The sequence below is a fragment of the Pseudocitrobacter sp. CD920760 genome, assembly GCF_057782505.1.
The window spans coordinates 1423351-1446714 of record NZ_CM173490.1; the positions used below are offsets into that span (position 1 = coordinate 1423351).

Sequence of the window (23364 nt, forward strand, 5' to 3'; positions counted from 1 at the left end):
AAGGCAGAAATTAATTTTGAATTTGAGATTGTAGTTAGATGAAAATCTCACGCGATAGTGATAATAACAAATGATAATCAATTTCCACTTACATGTGGAAACAATATTTCATTTTTATTTTGTGGTCATTTCAGTCTTTTACAAATAACCTCTATATTAAAATAATTATCATTAGGTATTACCTCTGATATAAGAAGTGGTATCACATATTTGATACTTTTTTCTCGTGGTAAAATTCTTAGTGATAGCCGCAATTGTCCTGGATGATGTCTGTGTTATAAGAATGTTTATTATTTAAGTGTTGATTTTTAAAGCGTGTTTTTTTTGCGTTTATTTATTAAACCAGGAATATTGTCGTATATGTTGGTTTTAGCTGTATTGGTATGCTTCTGGCCGGGCAGGGAAGCCGTTGACAAGGATTTATGTCAATGGAACTATATATTTACAAAAGGGAGGAGGGTGGCAAAATGTTATCTGAAGTTAATTTAAACAAATTAAGCTGTATTACATGCCCTTTAAATTGTGAGATAAAACCTACAACATCTGTACGCATTTCTTTTTGCCAGAGCTTTTGTTTTAGCACCTGGCCAGAAGGCAGTCGATTTTTTGCACTGGGCATAGCAGAGGGGGTGTTGAAAAAAAGCCACACCTGGATCTACTCTGGTTGTGTTTTTGTTGATTTTTCAATAAGTTATTTCAGGAGTTATTTAGACAGAGTCTGGCTGGAGACGTTGATAGAAACCAAGCTTAAAATAATTCTTGTTTGTGACAGGCATCTGCAGGCATTGGCTAACTATTGGTTTAAAAACGACGATAATATTTTTTTGATTTTGTATCCTGGAGACAAAATCGATGCTGTCGCTGAAAAAATCAAAAGGAAGTTTCTCGGGCATCATGCAATGTCCGTTCGTGGTGAAGTTTTATCCAGACTTGAATTTAACATCCTGCATGATTTAAGCGCGGGCCAGGATTGTGTCGTGGTGGCTGAGGCATTTAATCTGGGGGTACGTAGCGTCTATGCGGCAAAGCAGCGGGTGGAGAAAAAAATGGGCGCTGATATTAATGATCTTTTCCGTTATTCCTATGCGGTGTAAATGTTTTCTATTCTGTTTTGACATTTTTTAACGATAGTTTCTATAACATTTAACGTTATCATTGTAAGTCTGGGACTTTTTATAAAAAGTATTATTTATCATATGCATGACGGGTTTGCGTTATATGGCTTCTTATTGATTATCGCGTTGATGAACATTTTTATATTGGTGTTTATTTTCTAATCTCTGTTTATTTTTTCGTTCCGATCGCACCGATCGGAACTCTCACCTGGTCGTGCTCCTCATCACTGTCAAAACTTTGATTCACTCCACACTTCTGCGTCATTGTCGAAAAGTGCAAGTTTTACTTACAAACTGGCCTTCTTTTTCGCTTTCAGCCTGTCAAAAATGCAGATGAAACAAAATTAAAACATAAATTAAACAAATTAAAACATTCATCTGCGAGGTACCCTATGAACAATCCTGGCGAGTGTCTTCTTCTTAGGGATAAGGGGAGGGGCTTATGACGATGAAGCAACCGGCACGTGAGTGTGACGTTCTGGTGGTTGGCAGCGGGGTAGGCGGTCTCTCGGCTGCGGTGACGGCGGGCCTGAATGGGCTGGATGTACAGGTCATTGAAAAAGATTCTGTTTTCGGCGGCACGACGGCGTTTTCCGGCGGCGTGCTGTGGATACCAAACAATCATCTGGCGCAGCAACAGGGCATTGAGGACTCTACCGATGCGGCGCGTACCTATTTGCGTAGCGAAGCGGGCGAAAGCTATCGCCCGGAGCTGGTGGACGCTTTCCTGCAACAGGCCCCGCAGATGCTGCGCGTTTTTGAAGAGAAAACCCGTTTTTGCTGCAACCTCTATCAATATCCCGATTACCATCCGGATACGCCGGGCGGCGTGATGCGCGGGCGCTCGGTGGTACCGGAAGCGTTCGATATCCGCCAGTTGGGCGATGACATGAAACGTCTGCGTAAACCGTTACGCACCATCACCTTTATGGGAATGATGTTCAGCTCATCAAACAACGATCTCAAACACTTCTTTAATGCCACCCGTTCGCTCAAATCTTTCGTCTATGTGGTGAAACGGCTGAGTCGCCATCTGCTGGAAATTGCTCGCTATGGTCGCGGAATTACCGCGAACGGCGGCAATGCGGTGGTCGCACGGCTGGCGTGCTCGGCGCGTGATCTGGGCGTGCCGATTCATACCGGGATGGCCGTCAAAGAGCTGATTGTGGAAAACGGCGTGGTACGCGGCGTAGTGGCTGAGCGCGACGGCGAGCGGGTGTCTCTGTATGCGAAGCGCGGCGTGGTGCTGGCTTCTGGCGGTTTTGCCCGCGATGATGAACGCCTGAAAAATCTTTATCCGCACGTTAAACGCGGCGGCATTCAGCTGTCGCCAACGCCGCCGGGCGCGGACACCGGCGATGGCATTGCGATGGCCGAACGCATTGGCGCGCGTTTTGATAACAGTTATCCGAACGGTGCAGCATGGATCCCGGCATCGAAAGTGCAGATTGGTCGCCAGCAATTTGTCTTCCCGCATCTGGTCGATCGCTACAAGCCGGGTTTTATCATGGTCAATCGACACGGTGTGCGTTTTTGCAATGAAGCGGACTCCTATCATGACGTCGGCATCGCCATGATTGAAACCTGCCGCGACGATAATGAAACCTTTGCGTGGCAAATCTGCGACCACAAAGCCTTGCGTAAATATGGCATGGGATTCGCCAAGCCTGCGCCGTTGCCCGTTTCGCTGTATACCCGCAACGGTTATCTGCTGAAGGGCAAAACGCTGACGGAACTGGCAGAGAAGATGGGGGTCCCCGTTGCCGCGTTAAATCATACGGTTACCGCCTTTAATGCCGATGCACGGCGCGGGAAAGATACCCAATTTGGCCGTGGCGAGTCGGCGTATAACCGCTATCTCGGGGATGCCAATCATCAGCCTAATCCCTGCGTTGCGCCCATTGAACAAGGGCCGTTTTACGCCGTGAAGCTGTTTATGGGCGACCTTGGCACGTTCCATGGTCTGAAAACCGATGGTGAAGCGCGCGTGCTCGACTTACAGGGCTTGCCCATTCCCGGCCTGTACGCCGCCGGAAATGAGATGGCAAGCATCATGGGCGGCAGTTATCCGGGCGCAGGTATCACCCTTGGCCCTGCCGCTACCTTCGGGTATATCGCCGCCAACTCCCTTGCCGCACGCGGTGAAACCACAGCGCTGCCTCAGCGTGAAGCATCCTGAATTCGGAGATAATTATGTCTGCACTCTTTACGCCCCTTACCGTAGGGCCGTTAACGCTGACCAACCGTATTGTCGTCCCGCCGATGTCGCAATATTCCGCCGCCAGCGATGGCATCGCTACGCCGTGGCACGCCCAGCATATTGGCGGCCTGGCGATTTCCGGCGCCGGGCTGGTGATTTGTGAAGCGAACGGCGTCACGCCGGATGGACGTATTACGCCGCACTGCCTCGGCCTGTGGAACGACGAACAGGCGCAGGCACTGAAAAAGCTGCTGGCGGATATTCGCACCTACAGCGCCACGCCAATTGGCGTGCAGCTTAACCATGCGGGGCGCAAGGCGGGCACCAATCCGCCGTGGCGCAATCAGGGCGCCTCACTGTCTGACGAAGAGGGCGGCTGGCCGACGGTCGCGCCCTCTGCCATTCCTTACAAACCCGGCTGGCGCGTGCCGGAAGAACTCGACGAAGCTGGCATGACGCGCATTATCGACGGTTTTGTTGCTGCGGCGTCTCGTGCTCTGGAAGCGGGCGTCGATTTCGTTGAGCTGCACGCCGCCAACGGTTATTTACTGAATCAGTTCCTGTCGCCGCTTAGCAACCAGCGCAAGGATGAGTACGGCGGCAGTCCGGAAAACCGGATGCGTTTCCCGCTGCGGGTGGCAAAAGCGCTGCGTGATGCGTGGCCGAAAACGCACCTGTTGGGTGTGCGTTTCAACGGCGGCGAATTCGCGCAAGGGGGGTTAGGCCTGGAAGAGGTGGTGCAGTTTGCTCGCGAACTTCATGCGCTGGGCTATGATTATCTTCATGTTTCTGGCGGCTACAATATCTACAACCAAACGCCGCCGGCGGATAAGCCCGGTTACATGGTGCCGTTTGCGGCGGCGGTAAAAGAGGCATTGCCGGATGCGGTGGTGATCACCGTCGGCCTGATTTATGAAGCGCAGCAGGCGGAAGATATCCTGCAGGAGGGAAGGGCGGATCTGGTCGCTATCGGACGCGGGATGCTCGACGACCCGAACTGGCCGATTCATGCCGCGATTGCCCTCGGCGAAACGCCGCCCTGGCCGAAACCGTATGACCGCTTCGGGCCGCTTGGCTGGCCGACGCACCAGACCCAGGAGGCCAAATGAATACAATGCCAATTGTCGATCACCGCATTTACACCATCCGCCTGCGTAAGATGAACGAGTTCATCGAGGTTTTTGATTCGCTGGCGATGCCGATATTGCTGGAAACGCTGGGGCACCCGCTGGGATTCTACACAAGCTTTGTGGGCCCACAGAACCAGTTTGTTCACCTGTGGGGGTACGAAAGCCTGGCGGAGTATGAACGCCGTAGCCGGTTGCGCGACGCGCATCCAGGATTTGCCGCCTATTTAAAAGCGTCGGAACCGTTTATTGTGGCGCAGGAGACGCGGCTGATTCGGGCGACGATGGCATGTGCGCGCTGATGCCCTCACCCCGGCCCTCTCCCACGGGGAGAGGGTGAAAACCGGCGCAGGATTTGGCAACTGAGCACAATCGGTCCCCTCTCCCTTGAGGGAGAGGGCTAGGGTGAGGGGGAAATGCTCGCGCCAATGTTCCCCATGATTTCCATCCAATGGAGGCACCATGAACCTGAGCAACAGCATTCCGGTCTTTAAGCTCTACGGTGAAAGCCTGCACTGGCCGACGCCGGATTTGCTGCATTGTGAATCTATTCACAGCCGTAGCAGCCTCTATGACTGGTGTATCCGCGTGCATCAGCATACGGATCTCATCCAGCTTCTCTACGTCCACAAAGGGCAGGGTGAAATTGAAATCGAAGGCGTGACGCACACTTTCGCAGACGCCTGCATCCAGATAATTCCCGCGCTTTGCGTGCACGGTTTTCGTTTTTCACCCGGAACGGAAGGGTTTTCTCTCTCGCTTGCCGCGCCGCTGGTGGCGCAGTTCGAGCAGCAGTTTGGCCGCCCGCTACAGGTGTTAAATCAGGCCACCTGCGTCCCGGTCGGTAATTCGCGGGAAAAAATTCAGTCACTCTTCGAGACGCTCCAGCAGGAATATCAGTCTGATAACGATGCGCGCGATATGATGATCCACTCCCTGCTCAGCGCCCTGATGGTATGGCTGAACCGCCAGGCCGCACCGCAGCCGAGCGCCAGCGACAAAGTAGAGCGCAAGCGCGCCGCAATTCGTCGTTTCAATCAACTGGTGGAGAATCATTACCGGGAGCACTTCCCGGTGGCGCATTACGCCAGTGAAATTGGCATGTCAGGCGTTCATCTCAACACATTGTGCAGGGAGTTTCACGGCTGTAGTGCCCTGAGCGTAGTACATCAGCGCCTGCTGCTGGAGGCCAAACGTAGCCTGCTGTACACCAGCATGACGGTGAGTCAGATTTCAGATTATCTTGGCTTCAGCGATGCGACCTATTTTTCGCGCTTTTTCCGCCGCGCAACGGGGGCGTCCCCTCGAGGCTTTCGTGACAAACCGACCGCAGTCTGCGAGATACCTGCCCACGTATAGTCGCGAGCAGGCATTTGTTTTTATTTTCCGCTAAACCCTGGTCGCGGCAGTTTCCCCATCAGCATGGTGGGCAGGCCGCCATCGACGCCCAGTTCCGCGCCGTTGATATACCCTGATTTGTCGCTCAGCAGGAACAATACCGCATTCGCGATATCTTCCGGCTGGCCAATGCGCTGGCTGGCGGTAAAGGCTTCGCGGCTCTCGCGTACGCCCGGTTGCGCATAATAATCTGCGGTCAATGCCGTTTCGATCATCCCAGGCGCGACCACGTTACTGCGTATGCCATCGGTACCCCATTCCACGGCAATCTGTTGTGATAACAGGCCAACCGCCGCTTTGCCCGGGCTATACGCGCCGCTCCACGGCTGCGGAATGCGCCCGGAGATGGAGCCAATATGCACAATACTACCGCTACCCGCCTTGCGCATATCATGGGCAAACTCGCGCGCGCACAGCAGATAACCGGTCAGGTTGACCGCCAGTTGAGCTTGCCATTGCTCAACGCTAATATCCGCAAGCCCAGCCGGGCGCAATATCCCGGCAGCGTTCACCAGCCCGCGGCACGGCCCCAGTTTTTCTCGCACGCTCAACGCCGCCTCTTTGATTTGCGCTTCGCTGCTGACATCGCAGGCCACGACTAAACGCCGCCCCGGATATGCCGACAGTCGTTGTTTTACCCCTTCGCAGCCTTCGGGGTTACGGTCGAGCAGGGCGACATCCGCTCCCTGTTGCGCCAGTGCCGTGGCGATGGCTTCGCCAATTCCGCTTGCCGCGCCGCTAACGGCAAATATATGTCCGGCAAGGCCTAACCAGTCGTGAGTTTGATGTGATTCGCGCATGGGGTTACTCCCTTGTTATGTGATGAAGGCAGGTGTCAGAAGTCAGTTAATTGTTTGATGCGCACGGGAAAAAGGGAATGGACGAAAAGAAAGCAGACTGACACTTTTCGATGTGAAAAGTCTTTTTGCGAACCCGCGCATGGTTGAGTTCATAAAACTGTTAGTGTATTTTTATTCACTAAAATCGCATAATTAACAAAATTGATTATTTAGGGGATGAATCATGTTGAAGAAAATCGCACTGGCGGGATGTTTACTGGCGGCGCTGGCAGCGCAAACTGTCGCGGCGGCACAAACCTATGTGGTGGGCTCTGGCGGAACCTATCGCCCATTTGAGTTTGAAAATAGCCAAAAACAGCTGGAAGGCTTTGATATTGACATCATCAAAGCGATCGCCAAAGCGGAAGGTTTTGACATTAAGCTGGTGAATACGCCGTGGGAAGGAATTTTCGCCACCCTGAACTCCGGCGATCGTGACATCATTATTTCCGGCATTACCATCACCGACAAACGTCAGCAAATGGTCGATTTCTCTGCGCCTTATTTCCCGGCGGATCAGTCCATTGTGGTGGCGAAAGATTCTGCGGTGAATTCCCTCGCCGCGCTGAAAGGCCAGAAAGTGGGCGTGGTGAACTCCAGCACCGGCGATATCGTGGTTTCGGATGTATTGGGTAAAAACAGCACCGATATCAAACGTTTTGATAATACCCCGCTGATGTTGCAGGAGCTGTATGAAGACGGCCTTGGCGCGGCGGTAGGCGATGTGGGTGTTGTGAAGTATTACATCAAAAATCACCCGGAAAAAGCCTTCAAACTGGTGCAGGATGATAAATTCCAGCGTCAATATTTTGGTATCGCGGTCGCCAAAGGGAACGATGAACTGCTGGGCAAAATCAACGCTGGCCTGAAGAAAATCGTCGCCGACGGCACTTATGCCAAAATTTACACCCAGTGGTTTGATGCTGATGTGCCTGTCTTACCTGCGCAATAACAACGCGGATACTTATTTTAAAAACGGACAGGATGTGTCATGACCGGATTTCGTTGGGAAATCATCCAGGAGTATGCGCCGCTCTTTGTTGAAGGCGCGTGGATGACCATTAAGTGTACCATTATCTGCGTGATTTTGGGCACCTTGTGGGGGTTATTACTGGGCCTCGGGCGGATGGCGAAAGCCGAACATGGCCCATGGCGTTTTATTCTGCGCTACTTTGTGCAGTTGCCGGTGCGCGTTTACGTCAGCGCATTTCGCGGTACGCCGCTGTTTGTGCAGATTATGGTCGTGCACTTCGCGCTGGTGCCGCTGCTCATCAACCCGCGCGACGGCGTGCTGGTGACGAGCGGCATCATGTCGGTCGATTTCGCCCGTATGCTGCGCTCGGACTACGGCGCGTTTCTCTCCTGTATTGTGGCGATTACCCTCAATGCCGGGGCGTATGTCTCGGAGATCTTCCGCGCGGGCATTCAGTCTATCGACCGTGGGCAGATGGAAGCCTCACGCGCGCTGGGAATGACGTGGGGCAAAACCATGCGCAAGGTCATCCTGCCGCAGGCGTTTAAACGTATTCTGCCGCCGCTTGGCAATAACGCGATTGCCATTGTGAAAGATTCTTCGCTGGCTTCGGCGATTGGCCTGGCCGATCTCGCCTACGCCGCGCGGACGGTTTCTGGTGCGTATGCCACCTATTGGGAACCGTATCTGGCGATCTCGATTATTTACTGGGTGCTGACGTTTATCTTGTCGCTGCTGGTCCAGCATATGGAAAAGAGGTTGAGCAAAAGTGATTCACATTGAAAATCTGCAAAAACGTTTTGGTGCGACTCACGTGCTGCGCGGGATCTCCTGCGAGATTAAGCCTCAGGAAGTGGTGTGCGTTATCGGCCCCTCCGGCTCCGGGAAAAGTACGTTCCTGCGCTGTCTGAATGCGCTGGAAACACCCGATGACGGCAAGGTGTCGGTGAATGGTTTTGATATTCATGAGCCCAAAACCAACCTCAACAAGATGCGCGAAAGCGTCGGCATGGTGTTTCAGCGTTTTAATCTTTTCCCGCACATGACGGTGCTGGAAAACCTGATTATGGCGCCCATGTCGGTGAAAGGGCTGTCGCGTTCCGAGGCGATTAGCCGTGCGGAATTGCTGTTACAGAAAGTCGGGCTGCTCGACAAAATCGACGCCTGGCCCTCCAGCCTTTCCGGCGGTCAGCAGCAGCGCGTGGCCATTGCGCGTTCTATGGCCATGGAACCGTCGATTATTCTGTTCGATGAACCGACCTCCGCGCTGGACCCTGAGCTGGTGGGCGAAGTGCTGGAAGTGATGAAAAATCTTGCCCAGGAGGGGATGACGATGGTGATCGTCACCCATGAAATGGGCTTTGCGCGGGAAGTGGCTGACCGCGTGCTGTTTATCGATCAGGGCATTATTCAGGAAGAGGGAACGCCGGAGCAGATCTTTACCGCGCCGCAAAACCCGCGCACGGCAGCATTTCTGAGTAAAGTGTTGTGAGGTTCGCCCGGCCTTTTGCCGGGCGTTATTTCAGTGCAGGCCAAACTCCGCCATCAACTGTTGGCGCAGTTCCACAAATGCGCCGTCGCTGCGTTCGCGCGGGCGGGGGAGATTCACATCGATAATTCTGATGGGGTTGCCTTTCACTTTCGGCAAAATTAACACCCGGTCAGCCAGATAAATCGCCTCTTCCAGGTCGTGCGTCACCAGTACCATGGTGATATTTTCCGTGGTGCGGATGCGTTCCAGCTCTTCCTGCATGGTGATTTTGGTCATCGCGTCCAGCGCGCCGAGCGGTTCATCCAGCAGCAGAATTTCCGGGTCGATCGCCAGCGCACGGGCGATACCGACGCGCTGGGCCATGCCGCCGGAAAGCTGGCCGGGCAGGGCATTTTCATACTGACTCAAGCCGACCAGCTCAATAGATTGTTTCGCGCGAAGGCGCGACTGCGCTTTTGATTTTCCCTGCACGTCCAGGCTGAAGCTGACATTATCCAGCACCGACAGCCAGGGCAGCAGGCGCGGTTCCTGGAAAATCACCGCGCGCTCGCGGCTCATTCCCTGCACTGCGCGCCCGTCGATGGCCACCTCTCCGGCGTCGGGCTGTTCGAGCCCGGCAAGAATACGCAGCAGGGTGGTTTTACCGCAGCCGCTGGGCCCGACGATGGCAATGCTTTGCCCGCTTTCAATATGCAGATTCAAATCGCGAAATACATCAAACGGCTGGCCGTCGAGAGAGAATGCTTTATGCAGGCGGCGAATGGCGATATCGCCGCGCGGTAAATCAGTATGTGGCATCGTCATGGCGGTTTCCTCAGACTTTTAACAGAATATCGCTGGTTTTCAGCTGATCTTTTTGCAGCACGCCGCCGCGTTGCAGAACATCCAGCCAGAACTGCACGTCGTGATCTTCCGCCAGCCCACCTTTACGCACGCCGTAGCCGGTGAAATATTTCGCCAGCTCCGGATTTTCGCCGCGCTCTTTCAGCTTCTGTGCCAGAATTTCGCGCGTTTTTTCCGGATTCTCACGGGCGAAATCGAGCGCGCGCGCGGATTGCAGCACAAAGTCACGCGCCGCCTGCGGGTGCGCTTTTACGAAATCCGCGCGCAGAACGGTAAACCCGCCCGCGATAGGGCCAAGAACTTCCGTATCGTTAAGGATCGGGCGCAGGCCGCCGTGGCTACGGGCCACGCCTTCAAAGGTGGTTTGCCAGTAGCCAAATGCGGCAACATCCACCTGGCCGGAGCGCAGGGTTTGCTCAAGCTGCGGGCCCGGTACGGCCACCAGGCGCGCGGCTTTTTCCGGCAGCCCGACTTTATGCAGCGCTTCGCGAACCGTGTAATCGAGATGTGCACCTAAGGTATTGATAGCGATACTTTTCCCTGCCAAATCTTTCACTGATTTGATCGGGCTGTCCTCCCGAACATAGAAAATCGATTTGGTGGTGTTATCGATGCCGTTGGTCGGATACGCCGCGACAAATTGGTTGCCCCCGGCGATGGAGTTGATCACCGCAGGCGTTGCCGCAGAACCGATATCAATGCTGCCTGAAGCCAGCGCAAACAGCGACTCTGGCCCGCCGCTGGCGTAACCGGCGCTTTTAAACGTGATGCCCGTGTCTTTGAAATAACCTAACGCATCCGCCAGTTCATGGGCGGAAATGCCGCCGTGGCTGGTCATATAGCGCATCGTTACGGCATCCTGCGCCTGTGCTGCGGAGGAGGCGCCAATAAGCATCAGCGTGGTCGCCCAAAAAAGCGGAAGAATTTTTTTCATGATCTGTTCCTGTCTGCGATGAGTGTTTTCTTATAGTGGGTGGTGCAAAACGTTACTGGTCACGCGGATTCCAGCGACACAGGCGGCGTTGCAGGAACACCAGAATGGTGTTGGCGAGCAGCCCGGCCAGCGCCAGCAGGAAGATGGCGGCAAACATGAGCGGGATCTGGAAATTGTACTGGGCGTTCATCACCTGGAAGCCAATTCCGCGATTTGCGCCAATCATCTCGGCGGCAATCAGCAGCAGCAGGGCGGTAGTGGCGGATAGACGCAGGCCGACGAAAATGCCCGGGATCGACGCCGGAACGATCACCCGGCGGAACAGCGTCAGTTCGCCTGCGCCGAAAGTTCGCGCCATCTCCAGCAGCTTGCCATCGACCTGCTTCACGCCGCTAATGGTCGATAACAGCACCGGGAAGAGGGCGGCCCAGAAGATGACGAACACTTTCGAGGTTTCGCCAAGGCCGAACAGCAGAATAAAGACCGGATAGAGCGCCAGCGCGGAGGTCTGACGGAACAGTTGCAGAATCGGATCCAGCGCGCGTTCAATCGGGCGGATTTGCCCCATAAACAGGCCCAGCGGAATCCCGATAATCACCGCCGAGAAAAACGCCAACCCGGCGCGTTGCAGGCTGATGGAGATATCCCCCAACAGCGCGCCGGAATGGACGCCGTTCCATAATGCCAGCACCACTTTATCGAGCGGTGGGATCACCGCCGGGTTCAGCCAGCCGACGCTGCTGGCGACCTGCCAGCCCGCGAAGAAAAGCATCAACAGGCCGTAACGGGCGAAGAAATTCAGGCTGCGCTTTGACCAAAGCGCCGCGGTTTTCGCCGCCGCGCGCGGGCGGGAAAGGGCGGCCCCGGTGGAGGGATATAACATGCTCATGGTTCACTCCTCAGGCGACTTTGGCGCGGTTCAGGGTGGAATGCCGATTCTCGGCAAACGGCAGCCCGAGGTTTTCACGCAGCGTCGTCCCTTCGTACGCCGTGCGGAACAGCCCGCGCTGTTGCAGGATGGGCAGCACCAGTTCAATAAAGTCATCCAGCCCGCCAGGCAGCCACGGCGGCAGAATGTTAAACCCATCGGCGGCTTCGTTCTCGAACCACTCCTGGAGCGTATCTGCCACCTGTTCGGCACTGCCGACGATGGTAAAGTGACCGCGGGCGGTGGCGACCCACTGATAGAGCTCGCGAATGGTGAAGTTGTTTTCATCGGCGATCTGGCGGATCAGCTCCGGGCGCGATTTCATCCCTTCGGTCACTGGCAGCGGCGGCAGCGGCCCATCGAGATCGTACTCCGCCAGATTGATCGCTCCCCCGGCCAGCCCGTTTAACAAGGCGATACCGTCAGACTCGACAATCAGCGAGGTAATTTTGCGGTACTTTTCCTGCGCTTCTTCTTCCGTACGCCCGACGAACGGTGCGACACCCGGCATGATCAGCACGTGATCCGGGTTACGGCCTGCCGCTCTGGCGCGTGCTTTGATATCGCGGTAGAAGGCCTGCGCAGTGTGCAGATGCTGATGGGAAGTAAATATCACCTCGGCGGTGGCGGCGGCCAGCGCGCGTCCGCTCTCGGATTGGCCGGCCTGGACAATCACCGGTTGCCCCTGCGGCGAGCGTGGCACGTTCAGTGGGCCCTTCACCTTGAAGAATTTTCCCCGGTGATGTGTGGCATGCACCTTCTGCGCATCAAAGAAAACGCCGGAGGCTTTATCGCGGATGAATGCGTCGTCTTCGAAGCTGTCCCACAGCTTTTTCACTACATCAACATGCTCGGCCGCACGCTGGTAGCGATATTCATGAGGATGTTGCGTATCAAGATTGAAGTTGTGCGCGGCGGCGTCGGTCGCGGTCGTCACCACGTTCCAGCCCACGCGGCCGCCGGAAATGAGATCCAGCGAGGCGAATTTTCGCGCCAGGTTGTAGGGCTCTTCATAAGTGGTGGAGGCGGTGGCGATAAAGCCGATATTTTTGGTTAACGGGGCGAGGGCGCTGAATAAGGTGACGGGTTCAAAACCGGCCACTTTGGCGCTGCCGCCTTCGGTTCCTCCGGCTGCGGGGACCGCCAGACCGTCAGCCAGAAAATAGGCGTCAAACAAGCCGCGTTCGGCCGTTTGCGCGAGCTGTTTATGAAACTCGAAATTGGTCGCGCCATCTGCTGGCTGGTCCGGATGACGCCACGCGGCGATGTGTTGTCCACCGCCGGGCAGAAAAGCGCCGAGCTTTATCTGTTTAGTCATGTGCCTTACCTCCTGATGGGATGCGGAATGTTCCGCCTGGAGGCCAGAATAGCGAGGGAGTTCCGCTAATTTGAAATAACAAATGTTGAATAGATTATCTGTTTTTTGGTTATAGTCAGACGACGACAGCAAGAATGCAGGCTGGCTTGAGTGAACTTTGTATTAATTGTTACGCTAAATTAGCGATAACTTTACTTGTAATCGAGAGTACGCCTAAGTGGGTAGGTTATTATTTAGTTTTACCAATAGTTCGCCCGCTTTTAATTTGCGATAACGTATAATCAGCGGGGTGCACCAGGATAAAATAACTTAAAAAACACGATGATGGTTGGGTTTTACTGGATATACGCAATAATTATAATTAAAATCATCGTGGCATTTATAAATTGCAGGGTCTTCAATCCGCCACGGGGTGGAGCGGGTTTAACCTTGGGTAAAAGAGAGAAAAATAGAATCGTATCATGGATATATCCCTGCAATTATCAATCAAGTTTATTAACGAACTCATAAAAATCGTCTCTCCGGAGTTAGTCAAACACATGGAGCGGACGGCCATCGTCGCGATGGAGCTTTGCGATTATCTTGAACTGAGTAAAGAGCAGCAGAAGAATGTCTATATTGCTGCATTACTCCATGATATTGGGGAGCTAATCGATATACGCAGTCGCGAGTACGGTGATTTTCATTCTAATAATGAATTGCATCAACGTTATACTTATAACATGCTGAACGGTCTTGATATTTTTGAGCAGACCAAAGCGATTGTCTATACGCGTCGTGCGGGGTATGAAGACAAGCATCAGCAGGAAAAAGCCATCCTCTCTTTCTGCGATCGATTTGAGTACGATTTGCGCCTGTACCCGGATAACCTGGCTTCCTGTAGCGAGGATATCTGCAATGGGTTTGCTCAGCGTTACAGTGATTTTCCCGCTGAGTTTTATGATTTTCTGAATACTGTCAGCCAGCGGGAATATTTCTGGTTCCGTTTGCAAACCGATAATATTCCTCGGGTTGTTAATGTTATCTCGCCGATAAAAGTCATTCATCTGGATATCGATGACTTCCAGCAAATTTGTACGCTGATTGCCCGTATTGTCGATACCCATAGCGGATTTACAGCGGCCCACAGCATGACCGTAGGGCTTGTGGCGAGAGAGTTGGCATATTACAGCGGAATGACCAGCTACGATCAGCAGCGAATTGAAATTGCCGGTTATCTTCATGATATTGGCAAACTGTATGTTCCTATTAGTCTGCTTGAGAAAAAAAGTGCGCTGTCGAGGAAAGAGTACAGCATGCTGAAAGAGCACAGTTATAAAACCGCAGAAATTCTTAGCGTTGTGGCGGAATTAGGCGAGATTGCGGCATGGGCAGCGAACCATCATGAACGACTTGATGGTTCAGGATATCCTTACCATCTGAACCGTATTTATCTCGATATCCCCAGTCGTATTGTGGCGGTGGCAGACTTCTTTACCGCATTGACAGAAGTCCGGCCGTATCGCGGCCCACTGAGTATTCAGGATGCACTGGATATCATGGATAAAGCCGTAGAAGACGGCTCGATTGACGGTGAAATCGTCGCGCTGCTGTATCAGCATAAAGAGGCCTTTTACGGTATTGTAAACCAGGCTCGCGAAGGGGGCAGGTCGCTGGTGCGGGATGTGGCGTCTATTCCTTAATAGTTGGGCTGCGATCGGCATAGATAACCAGCCCAATCCCCGATAATGTCACCACGATCGACATAAGCATACGTGCGGTTAATGCCTCACCCAAAAACACCATTCCACCCAACGCCGCCAGACAAGGCACGCTCAGTTGCAGCGTGCTTGCCGTGGCCGGGCTGAGCCTCGGGAGCAGTGAATACCACAGTAAATAGGCGGCGCCTGACGCCAGCGCGCCCGAGGTGACCGCCAGCATAAGTCCGCTCGCATCCATATGGCCTGTCATTCCGTTCAGTAGAAAAACGACCAGCGCAATCGGCACTGCCAGAATAAAATTACCGGCGGTGGCCGCGGCGGCATTTTGTACCCGTTTCCCGGTAATGCAGTACGCCCCCCAGGCGGCGCCGGATGCGATCATCATCAACGCGGCGGTGAGCGGAGGGCGCGCTGCGCCAGGCAGCAGCAATAGCACCAGACCTGCCATTGCGGCGATGATACCGACGGTTTTCAGCGGCGTCAGGCGCTCGCCGCCCAGGAATCCCCACCCGGTCATGACCAGCTGTACCGTGCCGAATAACAGCAGTGCGCCCATTGCCGCGCCCATCGAGACATAAGCAATAGAAAATGCGAAAACGTAGAGCGCGAGCAGGCAAGCGTTCAGCCAGTTAAATTCTGGTTTCTTCTTAAGGGCGGGGAGCTGGAGCAAAAGAAAAAGCGCAATCGCGCCGCTGAGCAGGCGCACGCTGCTGAAAGAGACCGCATCCATATGCAGACCCTTTAATGCCAGACGGCAGAGCAGGGAATTTGCCGCGAACGCGACCATCGCCAGAATAATTTTCAACAGCACCGATATTCCCCCTCTGTATAAGCGATCCATTCTACAGGCTCTGCTTCGTGCGTCATCCCTTTCATTACCCGGCTAATTATGCTTGATTGCTAAATTTTAATGAGTATAGTTCTCGTTCTCTTTATCGTTTGCGGCGAGTTCTGACGCTGTTCATCGGGCGTACAGGCAAATAAATAAGCATCGCCGCAAACGTCATCTTCAGCGTCTTTCACGAGCGAATTATGCACAACACAAAGGGTTTCACTTCTCCATTACGCAAAACGCTGCTGGCGTTAGCGATAGGCAGCGTAGCGCACTCCGCCAGCGCGGCAACTACCACCGATACTCCGGCTAAAAAAGCCCAGGAAGAGACGATGGTGGTTCAGGCCGTTGAGGGCAGCGATTTTAAACCGGGCGGCGACCAGCCGGTTCCGGCCTACCTCGATGGACAAATCGCTCACGGCGGGCGTCTGGGAATGCTGGGCGAGCAGAAAGCGATGGATGTGCCGTTTAACGTCATTGGCTACACCTCAAAACTGATGGCCGATCAGCAGGCGAAAACCATCGCCGATGTGGTCAGCAATGATGCGGGCGTGCAGACGGTGCAGGGTTACGGTAACTTTGCGGAAACCTATCGTATTCGCGGCTTTAAGCTCGATGGTGATGACATGACCATGGGCGGCCTGGCCGGCGTGGTGCCACGTCAGGTAATGGATACCCAGATGCTGGAGCGCGTGGAAGTCTTCAAAGGCGCGAACGCCTTGCTGAATGGCGCGGCGAGCAGCGGTGTCGGTGGGATGATCAACCTTGAGCCGAAACGGGCTGAAGATACGCCAATCACCCGCGTGGGCGTGGACTACACCTCTGACTCTCAGGTGGGTGGTTCGCTGGATCTGGGGCGTCGCTTTGGTGATAACAACCAGTTCGGCGCGCGCGTGAACGTGCTGCACCGCGAAGGAGAGGGGGCGGTCGATAACGACAAACGCCGCACGACGCTGGCGTCGGTGGGGCTGGACTATCGCGGCGATCGATTCCGTTCATCTCTTGATTTTGGCTACCAGAAGAAAACCTTCCACGGCGGCACGATGGGCGTCAATATCAGCGGCGTCGATTTCGTTCCTTCCGTTCCGGATACCACCAAAAACTACAGCCAGAAATGGGGCTATAGCGATATCGAAAACGAATTCGGTATGGCGAAAGCCGAGTACGATCTCACCGATAACTGGACGACCTACGCGGCCTGGGGCATGCAGCATGGTCACGAGCAGGGGACCTACAGCGCGCCGAAGCTGGTCAATGCCAATGGTGATGCGACGGTTGGCCGTCTGGATACTAATCGTCTGATCGATACCTACAGCGGAATGGGCGGCGTGCGCGGTAACTTCGAGACCGGGCCGGTCAGTCATCAGGTGAATATCGGGTATGCTGCACAGGTGCGCAAAGATGCGACGGCATGGCGCATGTCATCCAATAACCCGACCACGAACATCTATGATAATCATGATGTTGCGATGCCAGATAACGCGTGGTTTGGCGGTAATTATACCGACCCGCTGACCACCTCGCGCAGCCGCGTTCAGGGCTGGCTGTTCAGCGATACGCTGGGCTTCTTTGACGACAGCGTGCTGCTGACGGCGGCAACGCGCTACCAGAAAGTGGTGGTACGTAACTACAGTAATGCCACAGGCAATGAAGACCTTTCTGGTCGCTACACGGAAAGCCGCTGGACGCCAACCGTGGGCCTGGTCTACAAGCCGTGGGAAGAAGTCTCGTTCTACGCTAACCATACCGAAGCACTGCAACCGGGCTCCAACGCACCGAGCACCGCCGCCAACGCCGGGCAAAGCACCGGTATCGCACATTCCAAACAGAATGAGCTGGGCGTGAAGGTGGATTACGGCAACGTCGGCGGCTCGCTGGCGTTGTTTGAAATCAAAAAACCAAACGCCATTTCCGATGCGCAGAATTATTACAAAATGGACGGCGAACAGCGCAACCGTGGCGTTGAGTTAAACGTCTTTGGCGAACCGATGCTGGGCCTGCGCCTGAACGGCAGCACCCAGTGGTTGAACGCGGAACAGCGTAAAACGGCTAATGGCGCAACCGACGGCAAAGATGCCGTGGGCGTGGCAAACTTCTACATGGTGCTGGGCGCTGAGTACGATATCAAACCGGTGGAGGGCTTAACCGCCACCGCACGCGTGAATCATACAGGCTCTCAATATGCCGATGCGGCAAACACCAAGAAACTGGATAGCTATACCACCCTCGATCTCGGTATGCGCTACCGCATGCGCCTGAACGCGGATCAAAACGAAATGGTCTGGCGCGTCGGTGTGAACAACGTGACCAACGAGAAGTACTGGTCTGGCGTGGATGATACCGGCGTTTACCTGTTCCAGGGTGAACCAAGAACGCTGAAAGTCTCAATGACGTACGACTTCTAATCGCGCTATTTTGTGGTCTCGCGCCCCGGTAAGCCTGGCTTATCGGGGCGTTTCATTAATTACCACTCTGAATGTATTGCCTTGCGACAACGGCATCGAAGTGTTAAAAGATGCGCCTTCATAAAAAAGCTACAGGGGTTTGACGTGAAAGACACGTCCTCAGCATCCGAGAGTATTCAGGATGCTTCGTCGGAACAGGTTCCGACGCTGCAACGAGGCTTACAAAACCGACATATTCAATTGATTGCCCTCGGCGGCGCGATTGGCACCGGTCTGTTTCTCGGCATTGGCCCGGCGATTCAGATGGCGGGCCCGGCGGTACTGCTGGGCTACGGCGTTGCCGGGATTATCGCATTTCTGATCATGCGCCAGCTCGGCGAAATGGTCGTGGAAGAACCGGTATCCGGGTCGTTTGCCCACTTCGCCTTTAAATACTGGGGGCCGTTTGCGGGCTTCCTCTCCGGCTGGAACTACTGGGTGATGTTCGTGCTGGTCGGCATGGCGGAGCTCACCGCAGCGGGCATCTATATGCAGTACTGGCTGCCGGATGTGCCTACCTGGATCTGGGCGGCAGGCTTCTTTGTGCTGATTAACGCCGTCAACCTGGTGAATGTTCGCTTATATGGCGAAACGGAATTCTGGTTTGCGCTGATTAAGGTGCTGGCTATCATCGGTATGATCGGCTTTGGCCTGTGGATGTTGTTCACCGATCATGGTGGCGATCGCGCCAGCATTGATAATCTGTGGCGCTATAACGGTTTCTTCGCCACCGGCTGGAATGGGCTGATTACCTCACTGGCGGTGATTATGTTCTCCTTCGGCGGGCTGGAGCTGATTGGTATTACCGCAGCAGAAGCGCGTAACCCGGAGACCACGATTCCAAAAGCGGTTAATCAGGTGGTGTACCGTATCCTGCTGTTTTATATCGGCTCGCTGGTGGTTCTGCTTGCGCTTTACCCGTGGGTAGAGATCAAGTCCGATAGCAGCCCGTTCGTGATGATCTTCCATAATCTGGATAGCAACATCGTGGCATCGGCGCTGAACTTCGTGATTCTGGTGGCGTCACTTTCGGTGTACAACAGCGGTGTTTACTCCAACAGCCGTATGCTGTTTGGGCTGTCCGTACAGGGCAATGCGCCGAAGTTCCTCACCAAAGTCAGCCGTCGCGGTGTGCCGGTGAATTCACTGCTGCTTTCCGGGGCCATCACCTCGCTGGTGGTACTGGTGAACTATCTGTTGCCGAAAGAGGCCTTCGGCCTGCTGATGGCGCTGGTTGTTGCCACGCTGCTGCTGAACTGGGTGATGATCTGCATGGCGCACCTGAAGTTCCGTGCAGCGATGCGACGCAAAGGCCGTGAGCCGAAATTTAAAGCGCTGCTGTCGCCTGCAAGCAACTACATCTGTATCGCCTTCCTGCTGATGATCCTCGGCCTGATGTGTACCATGGACGGCATGCGCCTGTCGGCAATTCTGCTGCCAGTGTGGGTGGTGTTCCTGTTTGTGGCGTTTAAGACGTTGCGGCGCAAAGGGTAAAGCTCAGTCGGCGAAAACGTCTCTGTTTTCGTGCACGCATTATTGCCCGGTGGCGCTACGCTTACCGGGCCTACAAACATCGCACCCGTGCGGATCCCGCGCCCTCTATTTTAATCGTGACCCATCTCCCAGATCCTACTCATGATCCGCGATCTTCTGTTTGTAATCGATTACTTTTCTTTTCAGGGTTAAATGTAATCGATTACTTTTTGAGGGTTGCAAACATGGTGTCAACAACTGAAAGTAGTAATGGTCTCACCGTTCAGCATCGTATGCTGGTTCCACGGCTGTCGTTAATGATGTTTATGCAGTTCTTTATCTGGGGCAGTTGGTCGGTCACGCTCGGGCTGGTGATGACTCAGCACAACATGTCGCTGTTAATTGGCGATGCGTTCTCCGCAGGCCCCATTGCGTCTATTCTTTCCCCGTTTGTGCTGGGTATGCTGGTGGATCGCTTCTTTGCGTCGCAGAAAGTGATGGCGGTGATGCATCTGCTGGGCGCGGCGATCCTCTGGTTTGTGCCGCAGGCGTTAGTGGCGCAAAACGGTTCGCTGCTGATTGCGCTACTGTTTGGCTATACGCTTTGCTATATGCCGACCCTGGCGTTGACCAATAACATTGCCTTCCACAGCCTGGCGAATGTCGATAAAACGTTCCCGGTGGTGCGCGTGTTCGGCACCATTGGCTGGATTGTGGCGGGTATTTTTATCGGCGTGACGGGAATTTCCGATACCACGGGTATCTTTACCCTGGCGGCGATTTGCTCGGTGGCGCTGGCGATTTATAGCCTGACGTTGCCGCATACACCGGCTCCGGCAAAAGGGTTGCCGGTGAAGCTGCGCGATCTCTTTTGCGCCGATGCTTTCGCGCTGCTGAAAACGCGTCATTTCCTGGTCTTTGCTATCTGCGCGACGCTGATCTCCATTCCGCTGGGCACCTATTACGCGTATACCGCGTCCTACCTTGCCGATGCGGGCGTGGGAGATGTCAGTACAGCGATGTCCTTCGGTCAGATGTCCGAGATTTTCTTCATGCTGGTTATTCCCCTGCTGTTCCGCCGTTTGGGCGTGAAGTACATGCTGCTCATCGGCATGCTGGCGTGGTTTGTGCGTTATGCCTTCTTTGCGCTGGGCGTCAGCGAAGAGGGGCGCTTCCTGCTGTATCTCGGCATTTTGCTGCACGGCGTATGTTACGACTTCTTCTTTGTGGTGGGCTTTATCTACACCGACCGCGTGGCGGGCGAGAAGGTGAAAGGGCAGGCGCAAAGTATGGTGGTGATGTTCACCTACGGTATCGGCATGCTGCTGGGCTCGCAGATTTCCGGGGCGCTCTACAACCGTTTGGTCGCCGGGCACAGCGTGCCGCAGGCATGGGTAACCTTTTGGTGGATCCCGGCGGTTGCCGCCGCCGTTATTGCCATTATTTTCCTCTTCTCGTTTAAGTATGACGATAAGACGCAGGCGTAGTGTTTAAGGAGGTGGTATGAAAACAATCAAAGGACCGGGAATTTTTCTTTCTCAGTTTATCGCAGGCGATGCGCCCTTTAATACCCTGGATGGCCTGGCGGAATGGGCTGCTGGGCTGGGTTATAAAGCACTGCAAATTCCCTGCAATCATCCGGCGATATTTGACCTGGAAAAGGCGGTTGCCAGCCAGACTTACTGCGATGAGATTCGCGGTAGGTTGGCTGAAAAAGGGCTGGAGGTAAGCGAGTTGTCTACGCATCTGGAAGGGCAACTGGTGGCGGTGCATCCGGCCTATGATGATGCGTTCGATCACTTCGCGCCCGCTGTGCTGCGCGGCAACCCGCAGGCGCGTCAGCAGTGGGCGGTAGAGACGGTGAAGAAAGCCGCGCAGGCATCCGCCCGGCTGGGGTTATCGGCGCACGCGACCTTTTCTGGCGCGCTGGCGTGGCCCTATTTTTACCCCTGGCCGCCGCACAATGCTGCCCTGTTGCAGGACGCCTTTGCTGAGCAGGCGCGTCGCTGGCGGCCGATTCTGGATGTGTTTGATGAACACGGCGTGAACCTGTGCTATGAAATTCATCCCGGCGAGGATCTGCATGACGGCCTGACCTTTGAGCGTTTTCTGGAAGGCGTAGGACATCATCCGCGCTGTCATATGCTTTACGACCCCAGCCATCTGCACCTGCAAAATATCGACTATCTGGCGTGGATCGATATCTATCATTCACGCATTAAAGCGTTTCACGTTAAGGATGCCGAGTTTGAGCGCAACGGGCGCAGCGGCGTTTACGGCGGTTATCAAAACTGGCTCACCCGAGCCGGACGCTTTCGGTCATTGGGCGACGGGCAAATCGACTTTAAAGGGATTTTCAGCAAATTAACCCAGCATGATTACGACGGTTGGGCGGTGCTGGAGTGGGAATGTTGCCTGAAATCCGCAGAAGTGGGGGCACGCGAGGGAAGCGAGTTTATTCGTCGGCACATCATCCCGGTGTCCACTCGGGCATTTGATGATTTTGCCGCCGGCAGCGAGGCAAAGAAATGATTCAGGTGGGAATTATCGGCAGCGGATTTATTGGCCCGGCGCATCTGGAAGCGCTACGTCGCCTCGGTAACGTGCAGGTGGTGGCGTTGTGCGACAGCAGCCTGGCGCACGCGCAGGCTAAAGCAGATGAACTTTCGGTGCCGCACGCGTATGGCGATGTCGACACCTTTCTGGCGCATCCGGGCTTGCAGGTGGTTCATAACTGCACGCCCAATCATCTGCATGCGCAGATTAACCGGCAAATTCTTGCCGCCGGGAAGCATATCTTCTCGGAAAAACCGCTGTGCCTGACGCCAGATGAGGCGCGGGAACTGGTGACGATGGCGGAGGATGCGGGCGTCGTGCATGGCGTCAGCTTTGTTTATCGCCAGTTCGCGATGGTGCAGCAGGCGGCAAGTATGCAGCGCAGCGGCGCAACCGGGCGGCTGTTCTCGGTTTACGGTAGCTATTTACAGGACTGGATGCTCAACGAGACGGATTTCAACTGGCGCGTGGATGCCGCACAGGGTGGGGCGTCGAGGGCGATGGCGGATATCGGTTCTCACTGGTGCGATACAGTGCAGTTTGTAACCGGCAAGCGCATCGTAGAAGTGATGGCGGATCTCGCAATTGTTTGGCCGACGCGCAAAGCGAATGTTGCAGGTTCCTCAACGTTTAGCCAGCAGACGCAGGCCTTGCAGTACGCGGATTATCCTGTCACTACGGAGGATGCGGGTTCGGTACTGTTTCGATTTGACGATGGCAGTAAAGGTTGCTTTAGCGTCTCGCAGGTCAGCGCTGGGCGTAAAAATCGCCTCAGCTTTGAGCTCAACGGCAGTGAATGCTCGCTGGCGTGGGATCAGGAAGTGCCGCAGCAGCTGTGGATTGGCAAGCGTGAAGGGGCGAATCAACTGCTCAGTGACGACCCTGGATTACTGAATCGGGATATTGCTGACAGCGCCCATTTCCCCGGTGGCCATATTGAGGGCTGGCCGGACGCCTTCAAAAACATGATGCAGAACTTCTATCGCGCGGTGGCGCAGGGGGAAATGCCGCCAGCCGGGGCGCGTCGTTTTGCTTCCTTCCACGATGGCGCAAATGTGATGTATATCATTGACGCAATTATGAAAAGCCATCAGCAACAACGTTGGGTGCGCGTGGCGGATTAAGCGTCTGCCCGGTTCGCCGGGCGGCGTTTTTGTGATAGCCTGCAACCAACGCGTTAATAGCAGGATAT

At 54.5% G+C, this 23364-nt stretch carries 20 protein-coding genes; 14 read left to right on the forward strand and 6 right to left on the reverse strand.

All coding sequences use genetic code 11. The features are described 5' to 3' along the window. Positions 1-428: 428 nt before the first annotated feature. The 5 genes from AC1MKH_RS06410 (at position 429) to AC1MKH_RS06430 (ending at position 5801) form a co-directional block, all read left to right on the forward strand. The gene (locus AC1MKH_RS06410; RefSeq protein ID WP_276218582.1) at positions 429-1094 is read left to right on the forward strand and encodes a helix-turn-helix transcriptional regulator; all 666 of its coding nucleotides are present in this window, start codon (positions 429-431) and stop codon (positions 1092-1094) included. A gap of 463 nt (positions 1095-1557) precedes the next feature. Then, positions 1558-3294 (forward strand): FAD-dependent oxidoreductase, encoded by a 1737-nt coding sequence (locus AC1MKH_RS06415; protein ID WP_276218581.1) that lies wholly within the window; start codon positions 1558-1560, stop codon positions 3292-3294. A 14-nt stretch (positions 3295-3308) separates the two neighbouring features. Continuing rightward, positions 3309-4424, forward strand: coding sequence for an NADH:flavin oxidoreductase/NADH oxidase (locus AC1MKH_RS06420; RefSeq protein WP_276218579.1), 1116 nt, complete (start codon positions 3309-3311; stop codon positions 4422-4424). Next, the gene (locus AC1MKH_RS06425) at positions 4421-4744 is read left to right on the forward strand and encodes an NIPSNAP family protein (protein ID WP_276218577.1); all 324 of its coding nucleotides are present in this window, start codon (positions 4421-4423) and stop codon (positions 4742-4744) included. Before AC1MKH_RS06420 ends, AC1MKH_RS06425 begins: the two co-directional genes overlap by 4 nt. 160 nt (positions 4745-4904) lie before the next feature. Further along, positions 4905-5801, forward strand: coding sequence for a helix-turn-helix domain-containing protein (locus tag AC1MKH_RS06430; RefSeq protein WP_276218574.1), 897 nt, complete (start codon positions 4905-4907; stop codon positions 5799-5801). Positions 5802-5821: 20 nt separating this feature from the next. Here AC1MKH_RS06430 and AC1MKH_RS06435 read toward each other — a convergent pair whose 3' ends face one another. Beyond that, positions 5822-6640, reverse strand: coding sequence for an SDR family NAD(P)-dependent oxidoreductase (locus AC1MKH_RS06435; RefSeq protein WP_276218572.1), 819 nt, complete (start codon positions 6638-6640; stop codon positions 5822-5824). 223 nt (positions 6641-6863) lie between these two features. Here AC1MKH_RS06435 and AC1MKH_RS06440 point away from each other — a divergent pair, with 223 nt between their 5' ends. Genes AC1MKH_RS06440 through AC1MKH_RS06450 form a run of 3 tightly spaced genes read left to right on the forward strand, consistent with a single transcriptional unit; the run spans position 6864 to position 9144 of the window. Next, positions 6864-7631, forward strand: coding sequence for a basic amino acid ABC transporter substrate-binding protein (locus tag AC1MKH_RS06440; protein ID WP_015965461.1), 768 nt, complete (start codon positions 6864-6866; stop codon positions 7629-7631). 39 nt (positions 7632-7670) lie between these two features. Continuing rightward, on the forward strand, positions 7671-8435 hold the full coding sequence (locus AC1MKH_RS06445; RefSeq protein ID WP_015965460.1) for an amino acid ABC transporter permease: 765 nt from the start codon (positions 7671-7673) through the stop codon (positions 8433-8435). Then, on the forward strand, positions 8422-9144 hold the full coding sequence (locus AC1MKH_RS06450) for an amino acid ABC transporter ATP-binding protein (RefSeq protein WP_276218569.1): 723 nt from the start codon (positions 8422-8424) through the stop codon (positions 9142-9144). Before AC1MKH_RS06445 ends, AC1MKH_RS06450 begins: the two co-directional genes overlap by 14 nt. Before the next feature lie 30 nt (positions 9145-9174). Here the strand turns inward: AC1MKH_RS06450 and AC1MKH_RS06455 are convergent, their stop codons facing one another. From AC1MKH_RS06455 to AC1MKH_RS06470, 4 genes are read right to left on the reverse strand one after another with little or no spacing between them, the layout of a single operon-like run. Beyond that, on the reverse strand, positions 9175-9948 hold the full coding sequence (locus AC1MKH_RS06455) for an ABC transporter ATP-binding protein (protein ID WP_276218567.1): 774 nt from the start codon (positions 9946-9948) through the stop codon (positions 9175-9177). A gap of 10 nt (positions 9949-9958) precedes the next feature. Then, the gene (locus AC1MKH_RS06460; protein WP_276218565.1) at positions 9959-10921 is read right to left on the reverse strand and encodes an ABC transporter substrate-binding protein; all 963 of its coding nucleotides are present in this window, start codon (positions 10919-10921) and stop codon (positions 9959-9961) included. Positions 10922-10973: 52 nt separating this feature from the next. After that, the gene (locus AC1MKH_RS06465; protein ID WP_276218564.1) at positions 10974-11810 is read right to left on the reverse strand and encodes an ABC transporter permease; all 837 of its coding nucleotides are present in this window, start codon (positions 11808-11810) and stop codon (positions 10974-10976) included. Between the two features lie 10 nt (positions 11811-11820). After that, positions 11821-13167, reverse strand: coding sequence for an LLM class flavin-dependent oxidoreductase (locus tag AC1MKH_RS06470; RefSeq protein WP_276218562.1), 1347 nt, complete (start codon positions 13165-13167; stop codon positions 11821-11823). A 461-nt stretch (positions 13168-13628) separates the two neighbouring features. Here AC1MKH_RS06470 and AC1MKH_RS06475 point away from each other — a divergent pair, with 461 nt between their 5' ends. Further along, positions 13629-14849 (forward strand): HD domain-containing phosphohydrolase, encoded by a 1221-nt coding sequence (locus AC1MKH_RS06475; RefSeq protein WP_276218560.1) that lies wholly within the window; start codon positions 13629-13631, stop codon positions 14847-14849. Here the strand turns inward: AC1MKH_RS06475 and AC1MKH_RS06480 are convergent. Then, positions 14839-15678, reverse strand: a complete 840-nt coding sequence (locus AC1MKH_RS06480) for a DMT family transporter (RefSeq protein ID WP_276218558.1) — start codon at positions 15676-15678, stop codon at positions 14839-14841. The two genes, AC1MKH_RS06475 and AC1MKH_RS06480, sit on opposite strands and share 11 nt — an antisense overlap. A gap of 221 nt (positions 15679-15899) precedes the next feature. Here AC1MKH_RS06480 and AC1MKH_RS06485 point away from each other — a divergent pair, with 221 nt between their 5' ends. The 5 genes from AC1MKH_RS06485 (at position 15900) to AC1MKH_RS06505 (ending at position 23296) form a co-directional block, all read left to right on the forward strand. After that, on the forward strand, positions 15900-18104 hold the full coding sequence (locus AC1MKH_RS06485; RefSeq protein WP_276218556.1) for a TonB-dependent receptor: 2205 nt from the start codon (positions 15900-15902) through the stop codon (positions 18102-18104). Positions 18105-18248: 144 nt separating this feature from the next. Further along, positions 18249-19637 (forward strand): phenylalanine transporter, encoded by a 1389-nt coding sequence (gene pheP, locus AC1MKH_RS06490; RefSeq protein ID WP_276218554.1) that lies wholly within the window; start codon positions 18249-18251, stop codon positions 19635-19637. Positions 19638-19861: 224 nt separating this feature from the next. Further along, a complete protein-coding gene (locus tag AC1MKH_RS06495; RefSeq protein ID WP_276218553.1) occupies positions 19862-21103 on the forward strand; it encodes an MFS transporter in 1242 nt (413 codons plus the stop codon). Between the two features lie 16 nt (positions 21104-21119). After that, entirely contained in the window at positions 21120-22148 is a 1029-nt protein-coding gene (locus AC1MKH_RS06500; protein ID WP_276218551.1) for a sugar phosphate isomerase/epimerase family protein, read from the forward strand. Next, on the forward strand, positions 22145-23296 hold the full coding sequence (locus tag AC1MKH_RS06505) for a Gfo/Idh/MocA family protein (RefSeq protein ID WP_276218549.1): 1152 nt from the start codon (positions 22145-22147) through the stop codon (positions 23294-23296). Before AC1MKH_RS06500 ends, AC1MKH_RS06505 begins: the two co-directional genes overlap by 4 nt. Positions 23297-23364: the final 68 nt, after the last annotated feature.

Bases quoted from the DNA above. Each gene is read 5' to 3' on its own strand.
- AC1MKH_RS06410 (WP_276218582.1), top strand. From the start codon at position 429: ATGGAACTATATATTTACAAAAGGGAGGAGGGTGGCAAAATGTTATCT.
- AC1MKH_RS06415 (WP_276218581.1), top strand. From the start codon at position 1,558: ATGACGATGAAGCAACCGGCACGTGAGTGTGACGTTCTGGTGGTTGGC.
- AC1MKH_RS06420 (WP_276218579.1), top strand. From the start codon at position 3,309: ATGTCTGCACTCTTTACGCCCCTTACCGTAGGGCCGTTAACGCTGACC.
- AC1MKH_RS06425 (WP_276218577.1), top strand. From the start codon at position 4,421: ATGAATACAATGCCAATTGTCGATCACCGCATTTACACCATCCGCCTG.
- AC1MKH_RS06430 (WP_276218574.1), top strand. From the start codon at position 4,905: ATGAACCTGAGCAACAGCATTCCGGTCTTTAAGCTCTACGGTGAAAGC.
- AC1MKH_RS06435 (WP_276218572.1), bottom strand. From the start codon at position 6,640: ATGCGCGAATCACATCAAACTCACGACTGGTTAGGCCTTGCCGGACAT.
- AC1MKH_RS06440 (WP_015965461.1), top strand. From the start codon at position 6,864: ATGTTGAAGAAAATCGCACTGGCGGGATGTTTACTGGCGGCGCTGGCA.
- AC1MKH_RS06445 (WP_015965460.1), top strand. From the start codon at position 7,671: ATGACCGGATTTCGTTGGGAAATCATCCAGGAGTATGCGCCGCTCTTT.
- AC1MKH_RS06455 (WP_276218567.1), bottom strand. From the start codon at position 9,948: ATGACGATGCCACATACTGATTTACCGCGCGGCGATATCGCCATTCGC.
- AC1MKH_RS06460 (WP_276218565.1), bottom strand. From the start codon at position 10,921: ATGAAAAAAATTCTTCCGCTTTTTTGGGCGACCACGCTGATGCTTATT.
- AC1MKH_RS06465 (WP_276218564.1), bottom strand. From the start codon at position 11,810: ATGAGCATGTTATATCCCTCCACCGGGGCCGCCCTTTCCCGCCCGCGC.
- AC1MKH_RS06470 (WP_276218562.1), bottom strand. From the start codon at position 13,167: ATGACTAAACAGATAAAGCTCGGCGCTTTTCTGCCCGGCGGTGGACAA.
- AC1MKH_RS06475 (WP_276218560.1), top strand. From the start codon at position 13,629: ATGGATATATCCCTGCAATTATCAATCAAGTTTATTAACGAACTCATA.
- AC1MKH_RS06485 (WP_276218556.1), top strand. From the start codon at position 15,900: ATGCACAACACAAAGGGTTTCACTTCTCCATTACGCAAAACGCTGCTG.
- AC1MKH_RS06495 (WP_276218553.1), top strand. From the start codon at position 19,862: ATGGTGTCAACAACTGAAAGTAGTAATGGTCTCACCGTTCAGCATCGT.
- AC1MKH_RS06500 (WP_276218551.1), top strand. From the start codon at position 21,120: ATGAAAACAATCAAAGGACCGGGAATTTTTCTTTCTCAGTTTATCGCA.
- AC1MKH_RS06505 (WP_276218549.1), top strand. From the start codon at position 22,145: ATGATTCAGGTGGGAATTATCGGCAGCGGATTTATTGGCCCGGCGCAT.